13 protein-coding genes are annotated in these 16,308 nt (G+C 73.3%); 10 read left to right on the top strand and 3 right to left on the bottom strand.

The features are described 5' to 3' along the window. Positions 1–4: 4 nt before the first annotated feature. Positions 5–742, top strand: coding sequence for a hypothetical protein (locus ABD345_RS15380; protein WP_344552646.1), 738 nt, complete (start codon positions 5–7; stop codon positions 740–742). A gap of 67 nt (positions 743–809) precedes the next feature. Here ABD345_RS15380 and ABD345_RS15375 read toward each other — a convergent pair whose 3' ends face one another. After that, on the bottom strand, positions 810–1,286 hold the full coding sequence (locus ABD345_RS15375) for a hypothetical protein (RefSeq protein ID WP_344552645.1): 477 nt from the start codon (positions 1,284–1,286) through the stop codon (positions 810–812). 170 nt (positions 1,287–1,456) lie between these two features. Here ABD345_RS15375 and ABD345_RS15370 point away from each other — a divergent pair, with 170 nt between their 5' ends. From ABD345_RS15370 to ABD345_RS15335, 8 genes are all read left to right on the top strand, one after another. Continuing rightward, on the top strand, positions 1,457–1,600 hold the full coding sequence (locus ABD345_RS15370; RefSeq protein WP_344552644.1) for a hypothetical protein: 144 nt from the start codon (positions 1,457–1,459) through the stop codon (positions 1,598–1,600). A 142-nt stretch (positions 1,601–1,742) separates the two neighbouring features. Then, positions 1,743–2,501 (top strand): SDR family oxidoreductase, encoded by a 759-nt coding sequence (locus ABD345_RS15365; protein WP_344552643.1) that lies wholly within the window; start codon positions 1,743–1,745, stop codon positions 2,499–2,501. Positions 2,502–2,743: 242 nt separating this feature from the next. Beyond that, the gene (locus ABD345_RS15360) at positions 2,744–4,120 is read left to right on the top strand and encodes an ABC transporter substrate-binding protein (protein WP_344552642.1); all 1,377 of its coding nucleotides are present in this window, start codon (positions 2,744–2,746) and stop codon (positions 4,118–4,120) included. 69 nt (positions 4,121–4,189) lie between these two features. After that, the gene (locus ABD345_RS15355; RefSeq protein WP_344552640.1) at positions 4,190–5,215 is read left to right on the top strand and encodes a carbohydrate ABC transporter permease; all 1,026 of its coding nucleotides are present in this window, start codon (positions 4,190–4,192) and stop codon (positions 5,213–5,215) included. Next, positions 5,212–6,186 (top strand): carbohydrate ABC transporter permease, encoded by a 975-nt coding sequence (locus ABD345_RS15350; RefSeq protein ID WP_344552639.1) that lies wholly within the window; start codon positions 5,212–5,214, stop codon positions 6,184–6,186. Before ABD345_RS15355 ends, ABD345_RS15350 begins: the two co-directional genes overlap by 4 nt. Before the next feature lie 186 nt (positions 6,187–6,372). After that, entirely contained in the window at positions 6,373–9,486 is a 3,114-nt protein-coding gene (locus ABD345_RS15345; RefSeq protein ID WP_344552638.1) for an Ig-like domain-containing protein, read from the top strand. 160 nt (positions 9,487–9,646) lie between these two features. Further along, a complete protein-coding gene (locus tag ABD345_RS15340) occupies positions 9,647–10,330 on the top strand; it encodes a ribonuclease HII (RefSeq protein WP_344552636.1) in 684 nt (227 codons plus the stop codon). A gap of 309 nt (positions 10,331–10,639) precedes the next feature. Beyond that, positions 10,640–11,161: a hypothetical protein gene (locus tag ABD345_RS15335; RefSeq protein WP_344552633.1), complete on the top strand. Its 522-nt coding sequence runs from the start codon at positions 10,640–10,642 to the stop codon at positions 11,159–11,161. A gap of 130 nt (positions 11,162–11,291) precedes the next feature. Here the strand turns inward: ABD345_RS15335 and ABD345_RS15330 are convergent, their stop codons facing one another. Both ABD345_RS15330 and ABD345_RS15325 read right to left on the bottom strand, forming a co-directional pair. After that, entirely contained in the window at positions 11,292–11,966 is a 675-nt protein-coding gene (locus tag ABD345_RS15330; RefSeq protein WP_380274773.1) for a hypothetical protein, read from the bottom strand. A 419-nt stretch (positions 11,967–12,385) separates the two neighbouring features. After that, on the bottom strand, positions 12,386–14,581 hold the full coding sequence (locus ABD345_RS15325) for a RecQ family ATP-dependent DNA helicase (protein WP_344552632.1): 2,196 nt from the start codon (positions 14,579–14,581) through the stop codon (positions 12,386–12,388). A gap of 205 nt (positions 14,582–14,786) precedes the next feature. Here ABD345_RS15325 and ABD345_RS15320 point away from each other — a divergent pair, with 205 nt between their 5' ends. Next, the gene (locus tag ABD345_RS15320) at positions 14,787–16,301 is read left to right on the top strand and encodes a DUF4192 domain-containing protein (RefSeq protein WP_344552631.1); all 1,515 of its coding nucleotides are present in this window, start codon (positions 14,787–14,789) and stop codon (positions 16,299–16,301) included. Positions 16,302–16,308 lie beyond the last annotated feature (7 nt).

The following is a 16,308-nucleotide window of genomic DNA, read 5'->3' as shown; positions in this document are numbered from 1 at the left end:
TCGGATGGACGAGACACCGACCAGCCGGCTGGAACTGCGGATCGGCGGGGTGCCGGGTCGCGACCGGACCGAACTGCGGCTGCTGGTCGACGGGTCGGACCTGCTGGCGGCCGGCTTCGACCACCAGCTGACCGGCCCGGGCCCGGGTGCGCTGCTCGGGGCGTACAGCCCGCTGCTGCCCGGCCCCGAGCCCCGGGAGGTCCGGCTGCACCGGGGCGGCTGCGGCGAGGAGACCTGCTGCGGCGCACTGTACGTGACGGTGCGCCGGGAGGGCGGCGCGGTGCGCTGGGAGGGTTGGCGCAACCCGGGCTTCGCGGGCCTCGACCTGCCCGCCTACCGGTTCGACGCCGGGCAGTACCTGGCCGAGGCCGAGCGCGCGGGCGCCGCGGTCGAGGACTCTCCGGCGCGCAGCGTCGGCCGCCTGCTGGAGGCGGAGCTGGTCCGGCGCCCGGAGCTGCTGGCCGCCTGGGAGTGCGAGTTCCAGGCGATGTGGACGACGCGCGCGGAACTCGACCGGATCGACCTGCTCTTCTACCACCCGTCCGTGCCCGACGACCGCTCGGACCTGCCCTACCTGCAGTTCATCGCCGAGCTGACCGTCCCGCCCGGGGACCCGGAGGCGCTGGCCGCCGAGCTGGTGGAGCGGATCGCCGCGACCGACCCGCGCACCTGGGCCCGGGTCTGCGGCGGCAACGTCCGGTACGCGGAGCTGCTCGGCTACCCGTGGCCGGAGGACCTCTGACCCGGCCACGGGCAGCCGCCCCCCTCCGGCCCGCCCGGCCCGCCCCCCGACGGGCCGGGCGGGGGTCTCAGAAGCCGGTCCGGCCGGTGGCGTTCCACAGGCTGGACGTCGCCTGCGCGAAGTTCTGGCCGTCGACCCGGGCGGCCATCCCGGTGGAGGACGCCCAGGAGAACTGCAGGGTGCGCTCCTCCAAGTCGGTGCTCCCCTCGATCGTCAGGGCGCCGCTGCCGGCCGCCAACTGCGTGGTGCGCGTCCCGGAGAAGGTGCTCAGGGCGCCGTCGACCGTGTAGCGGCCCTGGAGCGGGGTGCCGGTCGCGCTCGCCGGGTCGAACGTGGAGACGCCGTCGTCGCTGCTCGCGCTGTCGTCACCGCTGTCCGTGCTGTCCGAGCCCAAGACGGTGGAGCTGCTCGTCCCGTCGTCGTGCGAACCGTGGTCGGCCGCGCTGCTGCTGCCCGACCCGCCGGACCCGCGGGCGGCGAGCAGCAGGGCCGGCAGCACCCCGGCCCCGGCCGGACCGGCGCGTCCGGTCGAAGTGGCGTTCACGGTGTTTCCCCCCAGCGCGGTGAGCTCCGGTGCGGCGGTCGGCCTGCGCCGGGCCTGCTGCGGAAGGGCATCGACGACACGGAGGCCCCGGACGCGCCCGGCCCGGTGATGGCGCGCCCGGACGGGGAGATCACCTACGTGAGCAGACGGCCCACGACCACAAGCGCGAGGTGTTCACGAAGACGGGGGTCGGCAACCGGGCGGAGCCGTGCACGGAGACGTTCACCCGGCACCGCCTCCCGGTGGTCGCGGACCCGCCGCTGTCCACCGACGGCCGGTTGATCGGCTCCGCGGGCGGGGCGGTCGGGGCGTGAGCGCCCGGTGCGGCGCGGGGCCGTGCGGCGCCCGGCCGCGCGCCCGGAGGTGACCGCGTTCCCCCGGCTGCGTGGGCCGGGCTGCCGGAGGGGGCGGCGGCGGGCAGGCTGGGGGTACTGGCACAGCTGAGGGGTGAGCGCGATGCGGCCGATACTCGTGACGGGCGGTACGGGGACCCTGGGGCGCGTGGTGGTGCGCCGGCTGCTCGCGCGCGGCTGCCCGGTGCGGGTGCTGAGCCGGCAGGCGCACACGCCGGGGGAGCACGGCTGGGCGGTGGGGGACCTGGTGACCGGCCGCGGGGTGGAGGCGGCGCTGTCCGGCGCCGGGACGGTGGTGCACTGCGCGACCACCAACGGCAAGCGGGACGTGCAGGCCACCCGCCGCCTGGTGGAGGCGGCCCGGGCCGCCGGGGCCGGGCACCTGCTGTACGTGTCGATCGTCGGGGTGGACCGGGTGCCGCTCGGCTACTACCGGACCAAGGCGGAGTGCGAGCGACTGGTGGTGGAGTCCGGCCTGGGGTGGACGGTGCTGCGGGCCACCCAGTTCCACGACCTGGTGGCGCGGGTGCTGGACGGCCTGTCGAAGGCGCCGGTGCTGCTGGTGCCGCGCGGGGTGTCGTTCCAGCCGGTCGACGTGCGGGAGGTCGCGGAGCGGGTGGCGGAGCTGGCCGAGGCGGGCCCGGTCGGGCGGGCGGACGACTTCGGCGGGCCGCAGGTGCGTCCGGTGGAGGCGCTGGCGGCGGACTTCCTGGCGGCCCGCGGCCGGCGCCGCCCGGTGCTGCGGGCACCGCTGCCGGGCGGGACGGGCCGGGCGCTGCGGGCGGGCGGCAACCTGGTGCCGGCCCACCCGGCGGGCCGGACCACCTTCGCGGAGTTCCTCGCGGAGCGGTACCCGGCCTGACCCGGCGCACGGCGCGGGCCGGGAGTTCCGCAGGTGAAAGGCGTGCGGGCGTCTCATAACACGGAGCGGTTACAACTGGGGCGCTGCCCGATGAAGGTCGAACGCGCTCCTTGGCCTGGGGGTACCGGTGAGTTAACGTCTTTGAGCCAGCGATCGCTGGGTACAGATCCACATCTCCGGTACAGCGCAGTGTTGTTCTGTCTTACGGCTGGCATGCCCATGCCCTGGCAAGGAGGACCGCATTGACCACCCCCGTGACCACTGGACGCCGTCGGCTGCTCGCCGTACCGGCCGTCCTGGCACTGGCGTTGACAGCCGCCTGTTCGAACAGCTCCTCGGACGGCGGCGGCGGAGGGGGCGGGTCGGCCTCCGCGCTGACCGGTGACTGCGCCAAGTACCAGGCCTACGCGGGCCACTCCGGCACCAAGGTCTCGATGTACGCGTCGATCCTCTCGCCGGAGTCGGACTCGCTGGAGAAGTCCTGGTCCGAGTTCACGACCTGTACGGGCATCAAGATCGTCTACGAGGGCTCCAACGACTTCGAGTCGCAGCTCCCGGTCCGGGTGGCCGGCGGCAACGCCCCCGACCTGGCGATCATCCCGCAGCCCGGCCTGCTCGCCCAGATGGTCAAGTCCGGCAAGGTGGTCAAGCCGCCGCAGCAGACCGTCGAGAACGAGAACAAGTGGTCGCCGGTCTGGAAGCAGTACGGCTCGGTCAACGGCACCTTCTACGCGGCGCCGATGAGCGCCAACATGAAGTCGCTGGTCTGGTACTCGCCCAAGGCGTTCAAGGCCGCCGGGTACGAGGTCCCGAAGACCTGGAACGACCTGGTCGCGCTCAGCGACAAGATCGCCCGGGCCGGCGGTGAGGCGAAGCCCTGGTGCGGCGGCATCGGATCCGGCACCGCCACCGGCTGGCCGGCCACCGACTGGCTGGAGGAGGTCGTCCTCGGCACCTACGGCGGCGACGTCTACGACCAGTGGATCAGCCACCAGGTGAAGTTCTCCGACGAGAAGATCACCACCGCGATGAAGACCGTCGGCGACTGGATGCAGAACCCGGCCTGGGTCAACGGCGGCTTCGGCGACGTCAAGACGATCGCCACCACCACCTTCCAGGACGCCGGCACCCCGATCCTCAGCAACAAGTGCGCGATGCTCCAGCAGGCGTCCTTCTACCGCGCGCAGTGGCCCAAGGGCACGAACATCGGCCCGGACGGCGACGTCTTCGCCTTCCACCTGCCCGCGGTGAACCCGCAGGTCAACACCCCGGTCGAGGGCGGCGGCGAGTTCCTGGCCGCGTTCTCCGACCGGCCCGAGGTGCAGGCCGTGCAGAACTACCTGTCCACCTCCGAGTGGGCCAGCAGCCGGGTCAAGACCTCTCCGGGCTGGGTCTCCGCGAACCAGGGCGTGGACAAGAGCCTGTACACCGACCCGATCGACAAGCTCTCCGCCGAGTCGCTGACCGACCCCGCGGCCACCTTCCGGTTCGACGCCTCCGACCTGATGCCCGCCGCCGTCGGCTCGGGCGCCGAGTGGAAGGCGCTGACCGCCTGGTTCGCCGAGGGCCAGTCCATCCAGAAGACCGCGAGCGACATCGACGCGGCCTGGCCGCAGTAACCGGACGCCAACGGGCAGCGCGGGTCCACCCGCGCTGCCCTTCCCGTGCCCCGAGGAAGGATCCTCCGCATGCCCACCGACACCCGGCTCGCCGGGCCGGCGCTCCACCTCGCCGACTCGCTGTGGCAGGACGCGGCGATCAAGTTCGGCAACACCGCGGGCGCCGTACTGGGCTTCCTCGGCGTGCTGCTCGCGGTCTTCTTCGCGGCGGGCCGCGCCACCGGACGCTTCTCCCGGCCGCTGGCGGTCGTCCTGATGCTCGGCCCCGCGGCCCTCCTGCTGGTCGTCGGCCTGGTGGTGCCGCTGCTGCGCACCGTCTACCTGAGCTTCTACGACGCCGACGCGGCCAAGTTCGTCGGCGGGAAGAACTACGGCTGGGCGGCCACCAGTTCGCAGATCCACGACGTGCTGCTGAACACCCTGCTCTGGCTGGTGGTCGCCCCGGTCGCGGCCACCGGGCTCGGCCTGCTGCTGGCCATGCTGGTCGACCGGATGCGCGGCCAGGCGATCTACAAGTCGCTGATCTTCATGCCGATGGCGGTCTCGCTGGTGGCCGCCTCGCTGATCTTCAAGCTGCTCTACGAGTCGCGCGGCAGCGGCCAGAACCAGGTCGGCCTGCTCAGCCAGCTCGCCGTCGCGGTCGGCTGGGACGACCCGCCGAACTGGATCCTGAGCCAACCGCTGAACAACTTCCTGCTGATGTCCGCCATGGTCTGGGTGCAGACCGGCTTCGCCATGGTGGTGCTGTCCGCCGCGATCAAGGCCATCCCGGACGAGATCACCGAGGCCGCTCGGCTCGACGGCGCCACCGGGGTGCGGCTGTTCCTGCACGTCACGGTGCCGATGATCCGCACCACCCTGGTGGTGGTGCTCACCACCATCATGATCATCACGCTGAAGGCGTTCGACATCGTCCGCACCATGACCGGTGGCAACTTCGGCACCCAGGTGCTGGCCAACGAGATGTACTCGCAGAGCTTCGAGCAGTACAACACCGGCCGCGGCAGCGCCCTCGCGGTGATCCTCTTCCTCGCGGTGGCCCCCCTGGTGGTCTACAACATCGCCCTGCTGCGCAAGGAGCGTGCGACCCGATGAGCGCCGAGCCCACCCTCGACAAGGCCGCCGCCCCCGGGACCGGCAAGGCGGCCCGCTCCGACCTGCCGCCGGCCAAGGCGATCCGCCGGGCGTTCAGCTCCCCGCTGGCCAGCGCCCTGGTGATCGCCGTCACGGTGCTGTGGACGATCCCGACCGTCGGCCTGCTGGTCACCTCGCTGCGGCCCAAGCAGGACGTGGTCTCCTCCGGCTGGTGGGAGGCGTTCGTCCACCCCGACCTGGGGCTGGAGAACTACCACTCGGTGCTGTTCGACAACTCGTTCGGCACCTCCGGCGGCCTGATGCCGTACCTGGTCAACTCGGTGGCGATCGCCATCCCGGCGACGGTCTTCCCGCTGGTGCTGGCCGCGATGGCGGCGTACGTGCTGGCCTGGGTGCGGTTCAAGGGCAGCGACACGCTCTTCTTCGTGGTCTTCGCGCTGCAGGTGGTGCCGCTGCAGATGTCGCTGATCCCGCTGCTGCGGCTGTTCTCCACCGGCGCGCACCTCGGGTCGGTGACGCTGGTCCCGGCCCTCGGCCTGAAGGACAGCTACCTGCCGGTCTGGCTGACCCACACCATGTTCGCGCTGCCGCTGGCGATCTTCCTGCTGCACAACTTCATCGCCCAGCTGCCGCGCGACCTGATGGAGGCGGCGGTGGTGGACGGGGCCTCGCACTTCAAGATCTTCCGGTCGATCGTGCTGCCGCTGAGCGCCCCGGCGCTGGCCTCGTTCGCGATCTTCCAGTTCCTCTGGGTGTGGAACGACCTGCTGGTGGCGCTCACCTTCGCCGGCGGCAACCCGACCGTGGCGCCGATCACCTCCCGGCTGGCCCAGCTGTCCGGGTCGGACAGCAGCCACTGGGAGCTGCTCAGCGCGGGCGCCTTCCTGTCGATGATCATCCCGCTGGCGGTGTTCTTCGCCCTGCAGCGGTACTTCGTCCGCGGGCTGCTGGCCGGTTCGGTGAAGGGCTGAGCCGCCCCGCCGACAATTCTTGAACGTGTGCAGACAGACTGATCGGATGCGGAGCTTTCGTCTCCTAGATGGCCGGAAGTCGTGGCTGTGATGTGAGGGTTCTGCGGACGCGCCGGGGTCGGAGCCGGTAGGACGGAGGGCGGCACTTCTGCCGTTCATCCGGTCATCCGACCTTGGGGGGTTGGCGTGAGGATCAGAAAACGAATCGCCGGGCTGCTCGTGGGCCTGCTCGCAGCGAGCGGACTGATGGTGGCGCCCGCGGCACACGCGGACACCACCGCCGTCCTCGGCAACAACACCACCGGCACCGCCACCGACTCCGGTGACTCGAACTACATCAACACCTCGCGCTTCGTGACCGGTGCCAGCGGCGGCACCGTCAACAGCGTCAGCGTGTACGTCGGCGCCGTCGGCGCCACGCCCAACGACCAGTACCAGGTCGCGGTCTACGGCGACGTGGCCGGCAAGCCCGGCCCGCTGCTCGGCTCCTCCGCCTCCGGCACGCTCACCGCGCACGCCTGGAACACCCTGCCGGTCGCCGCCACGCTCGCGCCGAACACGCCCTACTGGCTGGCGTACAACTCCAACGGCGTCTCCGCCGCGGTCAACAACCTGAACTACGCCACCGGCGGCCAGAGCGGCTACTCCACCGGCGGCGCGGCCTTCGGCACCTGGCCCAGCAGCTTCGGCGCCGTCTCCACCGGCTCGCTGAACTACTCCATCTACGCCACCTACACGCCGTCCGGCGGCGGTGGCGGCACTCCCGGCAGCGGACCCGGCAACGAGGGCCCGATCCTGCTGGTCACCAACTCGGCCAACCCGTACACCACGTACTACGGCGAGATCCTCAAGGCCGAGGGCCTGAACTACTACAAGACCGCCGACCTGAGCACCGTCACCGCGACCACGCTCAACTCGTACGACGTGGTGCTGCTGGCGGAGAACCAGCTGACCGCCGCCCAGACCACCATGTTCAGCAGCTGGGTGAACGGCGGCGGACGGCTGGTCGCGATGCGGCCCGACAAGCAGCTCGCCGGGCTGCTCGGCCTCACCACGACCACCGACACGCTGGCCGACAGCTACCTGAAGATCGACACCACCGCGGCGCCCGGTGCCGGCCTGACCTCCGACACCATCGGCTTCCACGGCACCGCCGACAAGTACGCCCTCAACGGCGCCACCGCCGTCGCCACCCTGTACAGCGACACCGCCGTGGCCACCACCAACCCGGCCGTCACGCTGCGCACCGTCGGCACCGGCCAGGCCGCCGCGTTCACCTTCGACCTCGCCAAGTCCGTCGTGCAGACCCGCCAGGGCAACATCGCCTGGGGCGGCCAGCAGCGCGACAACGTCGACGGCATCGAGGCCAGCGAGATGTTCTTCGGCACCGGCGGCCAGCTCAACTGGAACAACCTCGACAAGGCGCAGATCCCGATCGCCGACGAGCAGCAGCGCCTGCTCGCCAACCTGATCACCACCATGGACGCGAGCAAGAAGCCGCTGCCGAAGTTCTGGTACTTCCCGCGGGACGTCAAGGCCGTCGTGGTGATGACCGGTGACGACCACGGCATCGGCGGCACCAGCGGGCGCTTCGACGGCTACGTCGCGCAGAGCCCGGTCGGCTGCAACGTCGCCAACTGGGAGTGCGTGCGCGCCTCGTCGTACATCTACACCAACGACCCGCTGACCGACGCCCAGGCCAAGGCCTACTCCGACCAGGGCTTCGAGATCGGCGCGCACGTCACCACCAACTGCACCCCCTGGGGCACCCCCGCGGACCTGCAGAACGTCTACTCCACCCAGATCGGCGCCTGGAAGGCCAAGTACGCCTCGCTGCCCAACCCGGACAGCACCCGCACCCACTGCGTCGAGTGGGACGACTGGGCGACCCAGGCCAAGACCAAGCTCGCCAACGGCATCCGGCTGGACACCGACTACTACTACTACCCGGCCAGCTTCGTGCAGGACCGGCCCGGCTACTTCAACGGCACCGGCCTGCCGATGAAGTACGCGGACACCGACGGCAGCACCATCAACGAGTACCAGGCCACCACCGAGCTCACCGACGAGTCCGGGCAGTCCATGCCCTCCACCGTCAACACGCTGCTGGACAACGCCTACAACTCCAAGGGCTACTACACCGTCCTGACCGCCAACATCCACACCGACTACGCCGCCTCCACCGCCTCCGACCAGGTCATCGCCTCGGCCAAGGCGCACGGCACCCCGGTCGTCTCCGGCCGCCAGCTGCTCAACTGGCTGGACGCCCGCAACGGCTCCGCGTTCTCCGGCATGGCCTGGAGCAGCAACACGCTGAGCTTCAGCATCACCGGCGGCGCCAACGGCCTGCGCGCCATGGTCCCGGTCAACTCGGCGGCCGGCACGCTCACCGGCGTCAAGCGGGGCACCACCAGCGTCAGCTACCGCATCGAGACCATCCACGGCATCTCGTACGCCTTCTTCGACGGCAACGTCGGCTCTTACACCGCGACGTACGGCACCGACACCACCGCGCCGACCGTCACCGGCTCGGTGCCGGCCAACGGCGCCACCGGCGTCCCGGCCACCGCCCCGGTGAAGGCGTCGTTCAGCGAGCCGGTCCAGGCGAGCACCGTCAACGCCACCAACGTCACGCTGAAGACCACCACCGGCGCCACCGCGGTGCCCGGCACCGTCTCCCTGGACGCGGCCACCAACACCGTCACCTTCACCCCGACCGCGGCGCTCTCGCTCAGCACCGGCTACACGCTGGGCGTCGCCAACGTGAAGGACCTGGCGGGCAACACCCAGGCGGCGGCCTACACCGCGGCCTTCACCACCGCCGGCGCACCACCGCAGACCATCGGCAACAACGCCGTCGGCACCCAGCTCGACGACACCGACTCCAACCACCTCAACGGCTCCAAGATCACCACCGGGGCCTCCGCGATCGCGCTGACCTCGCTCAACGTGCACACCGGGCAGACCAGCGCCGCGCCCAACAACCAGTTCCAGATCGCGGTCTACAGCGACAACGCCGGCTCGCCCGACGCGCTGCTGGCCACCAGCTCGGTCGGCACGCTGAGCGCCAACTCCTGGAACAGCGCGCCGATCACCTACACCCTGGCGGCCAACACCACCTACTGGGTGATCTACAACTCGAACGGCACCAGCTCCACCGTCAACAACATGCACTACAGCTCCGGCCCGGCCGGCTCGGGCGTCTACAGCAGCGCCTCCGTCCCGTTCGGGACCTTCCCGGCCGCCTTCGGCACCGCCGTGAAGGACAACCTGGTGTACTCGCTGTACGGCACCTACTGAACCCGAACCGCTGAGTGACACCCCCGGGGCGGCCCGGGCCACGCACCCGTGGCCCGGGCCGCCCTGCCCGTTCCGGCCTCGCGGCCGTCCCGGCGCGGCGGCGTACGCTGAGGGGGCCGAGAGCCCCCGCGCGCGCCCGCCCCAGTGAACGGAAGACCCGATGCCGTACGACCCCCCGACCCACGCGGTGGAGCGCTCCCTGCACCAGTCCGGCGCCCGCGTGGTGGCCGGACTGGACGAGGTCGGCCGGGGCGCCTGGGCCGGGCCGGTCATGGTCGGCGCCGCCGTCACCGGGCTGCGCCGCCCGCCGGAGGGGCTGACCGACTCCAAGCTGCTCACCGTGCGGCGCCGCGACGCGCTCGCCCCGGTCCTGGAGGGCTGGGTGACGGCGTACGCGATCGGCTCCGCCTCGGCCCGCGAGTGCGACGAACTGGGGATGACCGCCGCGCTCCGGCTGGCCGCCCTGCGCGCCCTGGAGGAACTGCCGGTGCGGCCCGACGCGGTGATCCTGGACGGCAAGCACGACTACCTGGGCGGTCCCTGGAAGGTCCGCACCGTGATCAAGGGCGACCAGTCCTGCGTCTGCGTGTCCGCCGCCTCGGTGCTGGCCAAGGTCCGCCGGGACGCGCTGATGGCCGAACTCGGTGCCGACCACCCGGCGTTCGCCTTCGCGGAGAACGCCGGGTACCCGTCGCCGACGCACCGCGCCGCCCTGGAGGAACTCGGCCCCACCGAGCACCACCGGCTGTCCTGGTCCTACCTGGACGCGCTGCCCCGCTGGAGCCACCTCAAGCGGCAGCGCACCGCCGCCGACACCGGCGAGCAGCTCTCGCTGGGCTTCTGAGACCCGGTTTCCCGGCCACTTTCCTGAGTGTTCGCTGGGGGCGCGAGCCCCCCTGCGCGCGCCTCGGACGGGCTTCCCGGCCCCACTTCCTGACGGTTCGTCAGCATTCGTCCACCGGTCACCGGGGCGTCACCGCCGCGGTGCGCACGGCGTGCCGCACTCCCAAGTGGTGGGGTGCCCGTGCGCATCCGACCGGCATTTGATAGGAATCCGGGTATGCCTGTCTTCCCCGAGGAGCCGGAGATTCACGAGACGATCCCGGGCCCCGGCGTTCCCCTTCCCCACAAGTCGGACGCACCTGCCCCCCGTATGCCTTCCTCCACCGCCGTCGCCGCTCCGGTCCCGGGCCCCCGCCCCGGCCCGCCGCGCCCCACTCCGCCCCGTGCCGACCGTCCGGTCCCCGGCCCGCGGCCCCCGGCCCGACCCACGCCCGGCCCCGCGCCGCGCCCCGGCCGACCGGAAGTCCAACTCCTGCCCGCCGCCGCAGCCGAGGCGCTCGACCGCGCCGACGAGGCGGTCGACACCCTGCTGGAGTCCGGCCGCCGCCCCGGCGACGTGCTGGTCCTGACGGTCGGCCAGGCGCACCCCTGGCAGGAGCACGAGCTCAGCTTCGGCGAGGAGCGCTACTGGGCGCAGCTCACCGACGGCGGCGACGTGTTCTACGCCGACGCCGCCACGACGCGCCCGCTCCGCCGGGACGTGGTGGTCCTGGTGGTCAACGAGGACCGCTCGGAGCGGGTGGCCGCCGCGGCGGCCACGGCGCTGGAGCGGGCCGCGAAGCTCCTGGTGGTCTGCGGCGGGACGGACACCGTCACCCCGCTGTTCGCCTGACCCCCGTCCGTCCTCCCGTTCCGCCCGAGCGGCGGGCCGTCCGCCCGTGGTGCCCTCCGGCGCCGCGGGCGGATCCGGTGCGTCCGGGGCCGGTGCGTCCGGGGCCGACGGTCCGGGTCCGACAGCCGGGTCAGCGGGCGGCGGTGCGGCGGACGGTCCGGTCGTCGTGGGTGCCCTCCAGCGCGCGGACCGCGTTCAGCGAGGTGACCGGGGCGACCGGCTGCCGGGCCTCCGGCGCCTCCGGTGCACCGCGCGGGACGCGCGGCGGCAGTTCGGTGACGGTGTGGATCGGACCGAGCGTCCACGAGCCGGAGTGCGGGTTGCGCCCGCGCCGGCCGTCGCCGAGCGACTGCCAGCCCGCCGGGGTGAGCGTCAGGTAGGAGCCGCAGCGCAGCCCGTGCAGTTCGGCGGCGGCGCGCAGCGCCCACATCCAGGCGCCGTCCTGTTCGGTCCAGTCCGGGCCGCCCTCGCGGCAGCGCAGCAGGACCGCGGTGCGGCTGGGGTTCCGGCGCTTCAGGTCGTGCGGAGTGACGCGCCGCAGATGGCCGAGCAGCGCGTTGCGGTGGTCCCACCCGTCGCTGAACTGCGGCCGGACGCCGAACGAGGCGGACGCCACCACCCGGTGCTCGGCGTTCAGCACCGCGACCACCGTGGTGTCCGGCTGCGGGAGGTGCCGCCGGTGCAGTTCGGTGACGAACTCGCGGGGCGCCCGCAGCAGGGGCACGTCGTGGCTCTTCCACTCCGGCAGGGTGATGCTCCGGTGGCCGTCGCATCGGGAAGGACCTCGGTCGATGCCGTTGATCACGATCCTCCTTCCCGTGCCCGCGCCCCCTGGAGCGCGCGAGCGTACGCCGAAGGCCGGGTCCGAAGGACCGGGCACTGGATGCCTTCCAATTCTCGGTGGAGAGCAGTCCGAGCGGCAATGATGAAATGACGAACGCGGCCCGAAATCCCCGCCTCTGCCGGATATGTTCCACACTCTCGGTGCGGCCATTCGGCTGACCGGGCGGTGAGCACAGGGTGTACGGCCTGAAACGTTCCGGTGTACGCCCGCCCCGTGCCCGTGCGCGCCGCCCGGCCGGGCCGCCGACGCAGCACGGGTTTCCGGCCACCGCCCGTCGGCCGCCGCCTGCCGCCTGCCGCCTGCCGCCGCCGTCCGCCGCGCGCTGGGAGCCGGACGTTCGGAGCCGGACGTTCAGCGGCCGGGACGTTCAGGGGCCGGTCTCATCCCCGGACGGCGAGGACGAGCGGGAGCACGGCGGTGGCCCCGGCCTGGCGGAGCAGGCGGGCGGCGACCGTCAGCGTCCAGCCCGAGTCCACCAGGTCGTCGACCAGGAGGACCGGGCCGGGCGCGGCGGCCAGTGCCCCGGCCAGGTCGGGCGGGAGGGCGAGCGCCCCGGCGACCGAGCGCAGCCGTTGGGCGCTGTTGCTGCGCGGGCCGTGCGGCGGCTCCCCGGTGGCGTACTCGATCCGTCCGAGCAGCGGCATCCGGCCGATCGAGGCCAGGCCGCCGGCCAGGTCGGACACCAGTCGGGGCCGGGTGGAGGAGTCGAGCGCGACCACCCCGACCGGGCGGGCGAGCCGCTGCCCGTCCTGGTCGGCCGGACCGGCCCAGCCGCCGGGGCCCTTGGCCCAGTCCGCGACCACCCCGACCATCGCGTCCAGCACCTCGCGCGGCAGCGGCCCGTCCGGGGAGCGTTCGTCCAGCAGCGAGCGCAGGCGGCTGCCCCAGCCGATGTCGGACAGCCGGCCCAGCGCGCGCCCGGGTTCGGCCTGCTGGGCGGCGGGGATCCGGCCCTTGAGCGGGACGCCCAGGGACTCCATGCCGGTGGGCCACATCCGCCTGGTCTCGAAGGAGACGCCGGGGCGGCCGAGCGCGGCCCGGGCCGCGTCCAGCGCCCCGGCGGAGACCCCGGCGTTGTGCCGGGGCGGGGAGCAGCGGTCGCAGCGGCCGCACGGGGCCGCCTCGGGGTCGTCGAGCTGGCGGCGCAGGAACTCCATCCGGCAGCCCTCGGTGGCCACGTAGTCCCGCATCGCCTGCTGCTCGGCCTCCCGGGCCCGGGCGACCTTGGCGTACCGGGCGGCGTCGTACAGCCACGGCTCGCCGGTGGCCTCCCAGCCGCCGCGCACCCGGCGGACCGCGCCGTCCACGTCGAGCACCTTGAGCATGGTCTCCAGCCGGGTGCGGCGCAGGTCCACCGAGGTCTCCAGGGCCGCGGTGGAGAGCGGGCGGCCCGCCCCGGACAGCGCGTCCAGCGTGCGGCGGACCTGCTCCTCGGCGGGGAAGCCGACCGAGGCGAAGTACCGCCAGATCGCCTCGTCCTCCCGGCCCGGCAGCAGCAGGACCTCGGCCCGGTCCACGCCGCGGCCGGCCCGGCCGACCTGCTGGTAGTAGGCGATCGGCGAGCTGGGCGAGCCGAGGTGCACCACGAAGCCGAGGTCCGGCTTGTCGAAGCCCATGCCGAGCGCGGAGGTGGCGACCAGCGCCTTGACCCGGTTCTCCAGCAGCGCGGACTCGGCCTCGCGGCGCTCCGCGTCCTCGGTCCGCCCCGAGTAGGAGGCGACCGGGTACCCGCGCCCGCGCAGGAACTCGGTGACCTCCTCGGCGGCGGCCACCGTGAGGGTGTACACGATGCCGGAGCCGGGCAGGTCGGGCAGGTGGTCGGCGAGCCAGGCCAGCCGGTGCGCCGGGTCGGGCAGCGGCAGCACGGCCAGGCTGAGGCTCTCCCGGTCCAGCGGCCCGCGCAGCACCAGGGCCTGTTCGTCGCCCGCGCCGGTGCCGAGCTGCTCCGCGACGTCCGCGGTGACCCGGGCGTTGGCGGTCGCCGTGGTGGCCAGCACCGGGACGCCGGGGGAGAGTTCGGCGAGCATGGTGCGCAGCCGCCGGTAGTCGGGCCGGAAGTCGTGCCCCCAGTCGGAGATGCAGTGCGCCTCGTCCACCACCAGCAGGCCGGTGGAGGCGGCGAGCTTGGGCAGCACGTGGTCGCGGAAGTCCGGGTTGTTCAGCCGCTCCGGGCTGACCAGCAGGACGTCGACCAGGCCGTCGGCGACCTCCTGCTGGATCTCCGACCACTCCTCGGGGTTGGCCGAGTTGATCGTCCGGGCGCGGATGCCAGCCCGGGCGGCCGAGTCGACCTGGTTGCGCATCAGGGCGAGCAGCGGGGAGACGATCACCGTCGGCCCGGCGCCGCGGCCGCGCAGCAGCGCCGTGGCGATGAAGTAGACCGCGGACTTGCCCCAGCCGGTCCGTTGGACGACCAGGGCCCGGCGGCCGTCCACCACCAGGGCCTCGATGGCCTTCCACTGGTCCTCGCGCAGGACCGCGCCGGGGCCGGCGAGGTCGCGCAGCACGGCTTCCGCGGCGGTCCGGACGGCGTCGCGGTCGGCGGGGGTGGTCGGGTGGGGCTCGCGCGTCTGCATGGGGTCATGGATACCGTGCGGCACGGACGGACCGCGAATGGCGACCTGTGGACAGAGTGGCGTTCATCATTTGATATACCGCCGAATCGTCATGGGGGCGGCGAAAACTGGGCCATTCGGGGGAGGAGATGCTGAACCCCCCGATTTATCCACAGGGTCGGACGAATTCTCCGCAGCCGGGCGCGATCCGGTCCAAGCTTCCGCCATGACCGCAGACGACCGCACCACCACCCCCGCCCCGCACCCCGGCCACCTCCCGGTCCGGCTGCGCGGCCCCGCCGACATGGCGGAGATGCTCCCCTACCTGCTGGGCTTCTTCCCCGACGACAGCATCGTCGCGGTGGGCCTGCAGGGCACCGCGCTCGACCAGGGCGGCGTGATCCGGATCGACATCCCGGAGGACCCGGCCGAGTGGGAGCGCACCGCGGAGGAGTCCGCCCGGCTGCTGATCGAGCTGTCCGAACAGCGGGACCGCCGCCCCGTCCAAGTCCTGCTCTACCTGTGCCGGGACCCGGCCGGCCCGGCCCGCACGCCCGGGGGCGGGCACGGCGTGCTGACGGGCCTGCGCCCGCTGGCCGCCGCGCTCGCCCGGGCCTTCCGCAACGAGCAGGTGGCCGTCAAGGAGTCGCTGTGCGTCTCGGCCGGCCGCTGGTGGTCCTTCCTGTGCACCGGGGCCGACTGCTGTCCGCCGGACGGCACCCCGGTCCGGGCGGCCCACCAGCCGAGCCCGCTCGCCGCCGCGGCCACCTTCGCCGGGCTCGCCCCGCGGGGCAGCCGCAAGGCGATCGTGGCCGGGCTGGCCCCGATCGGCCCGCCGGGCTCCGAGACGCAGCGCCGGGCCCTGGAGGACGCCGGGCCGCCCTTCGTCCGCGAGCTGGCCGGTCCCGGCGGCCGGGCCGCGTCGGTCGAGCGCACCGCGGAACTGCTCGCCGGGGCGATGGCGGAGTTCCGCGCCGGGGCCCGCGAGTTGGACGCCGCCCGCACCGCCAGACTGCTGATCGGCATGCAGGACAAGCTCGGCCGCGACCGCGCCGCCGAGTACGCCGAACCGGACGAACTCGCCGCCGCCCAACGGCTGTGGCGGTTCCTGATCCAACGCTGCGTCGACCCGTTCGAACACCTCGCCGCCCCGCCGATGACCCTGCTGGCCTGGACGTCCTGGCTGGCCGACGACTCCGCGACGGCCCGGGTCGTGCTGGCCAGGGCGCTCGAACTGGAGCCGGACTACACCCTGGCCCAGCTCTTCTACGAATCACTGAACTGCGGCATCTCCCCGGACGCCCTGCTCCAGGTGATCCGCCGCGAGCGCGCCGCCAGGCTGCGGGCCGGGCAGCCCCCGGCCCTGCCGGAACCCCCGCCCCCGACCACCACCCCCGCGGACCCGGCGCGCCCCGCGACTCCCACCGGGGGAGACGGCGGCGGAGGGAGGAACGGGGGAGCGGCCGCCGACGGCGGCCCCGCCCCGGCCGACCGCCCCGCAGCCGGTTCGGAACCCGCTCCGGAGTCCGCTCCGGACGGGCCCGCCCCGGGTGACGACCGGAGGCCCGCCCCGCCCGATCCGCCCGCGCAGACCGCGCAGGCCGGGCCGGCTGACGGCCCGTCGGCCGCGGCAGGCCTGCCCGAGCGGGGGTACCGCCCGCGCCCCCAGCGGGCCCTCCCGGCGGTCCCCCGCGTCCGGCAGGTCCGGACGCGCCGAAGCCGACACGCGATCGGAGACTGACATGCGC

It is taken from the genome of Kitasatospora saccharophila, assembly GCF_039529925.1.
Classification (GTDB): Bacteria; Actinomycetota; Actinomycetes; order Streptomycetales; family Streptomycetaceae; genus Kitasatospora; species Kitasatospora saccharophila.
This window is presented reverse-complemented; position numbering and strand designations above follow the sequence as displayed.

Coding starts and splice junctions, on each gene's coding strand:
- ABD345_RS15380 (WP_344552646.1), top strand. CDS start 5: ATGGACGAGACACCGACCAGCCGGCTGGAACTGCGGATCGGCGGGGTG.
- ABD345_RS15365 (WP_344552643.1), top strand. CDS start 1,743: ATGCGGCCGATACTCGTGACGGGCGGTACGGGGACCCTGGGGCGCGTG.
- ABD345_RS15355 (WP_344552640.1), top strand. CDS start 4,190: ATGCCCACCGACACCCGGCTCGCCGGGCCGGCGCTCCACCTCGCCGAC.
- ABD345_RS15350 (WP_344552639.1), top strand. CDS start 5,212: ATGAGCGCCGAGCCCACCCTCGACAAGGCCGCCGCCCCCGGGACCGGC.
- ABD345_RS15340 (WP_344552636.1), top strand. CDS start 9,647: ATGCCGTACGACCCCCCGACCCACGCGGTGGAGCGCTCCCTGCACCAG.
- ABD345_RS15335 (WP_344552633.1), top strand. CDS start 10,640: ATGCCTTCCTCCACCGCCGTCGCCGCTCCGGTCCCGGGCCCCCGCCCC.
- ABD345_RS15325 (WP_344552632.1), bottom strand. CDS start 14,581: ATGCAGACGCGCGAGCCCCACCCGACCACCCCCGCCGACCGCGACGCC.
- ABD345_RS15320 (WP_344552631.1), top strand. CDS start 14,787: ATGACCGCAGACGACCGCACCACCACCCCCGCCCCGCACCCCGGCCAC.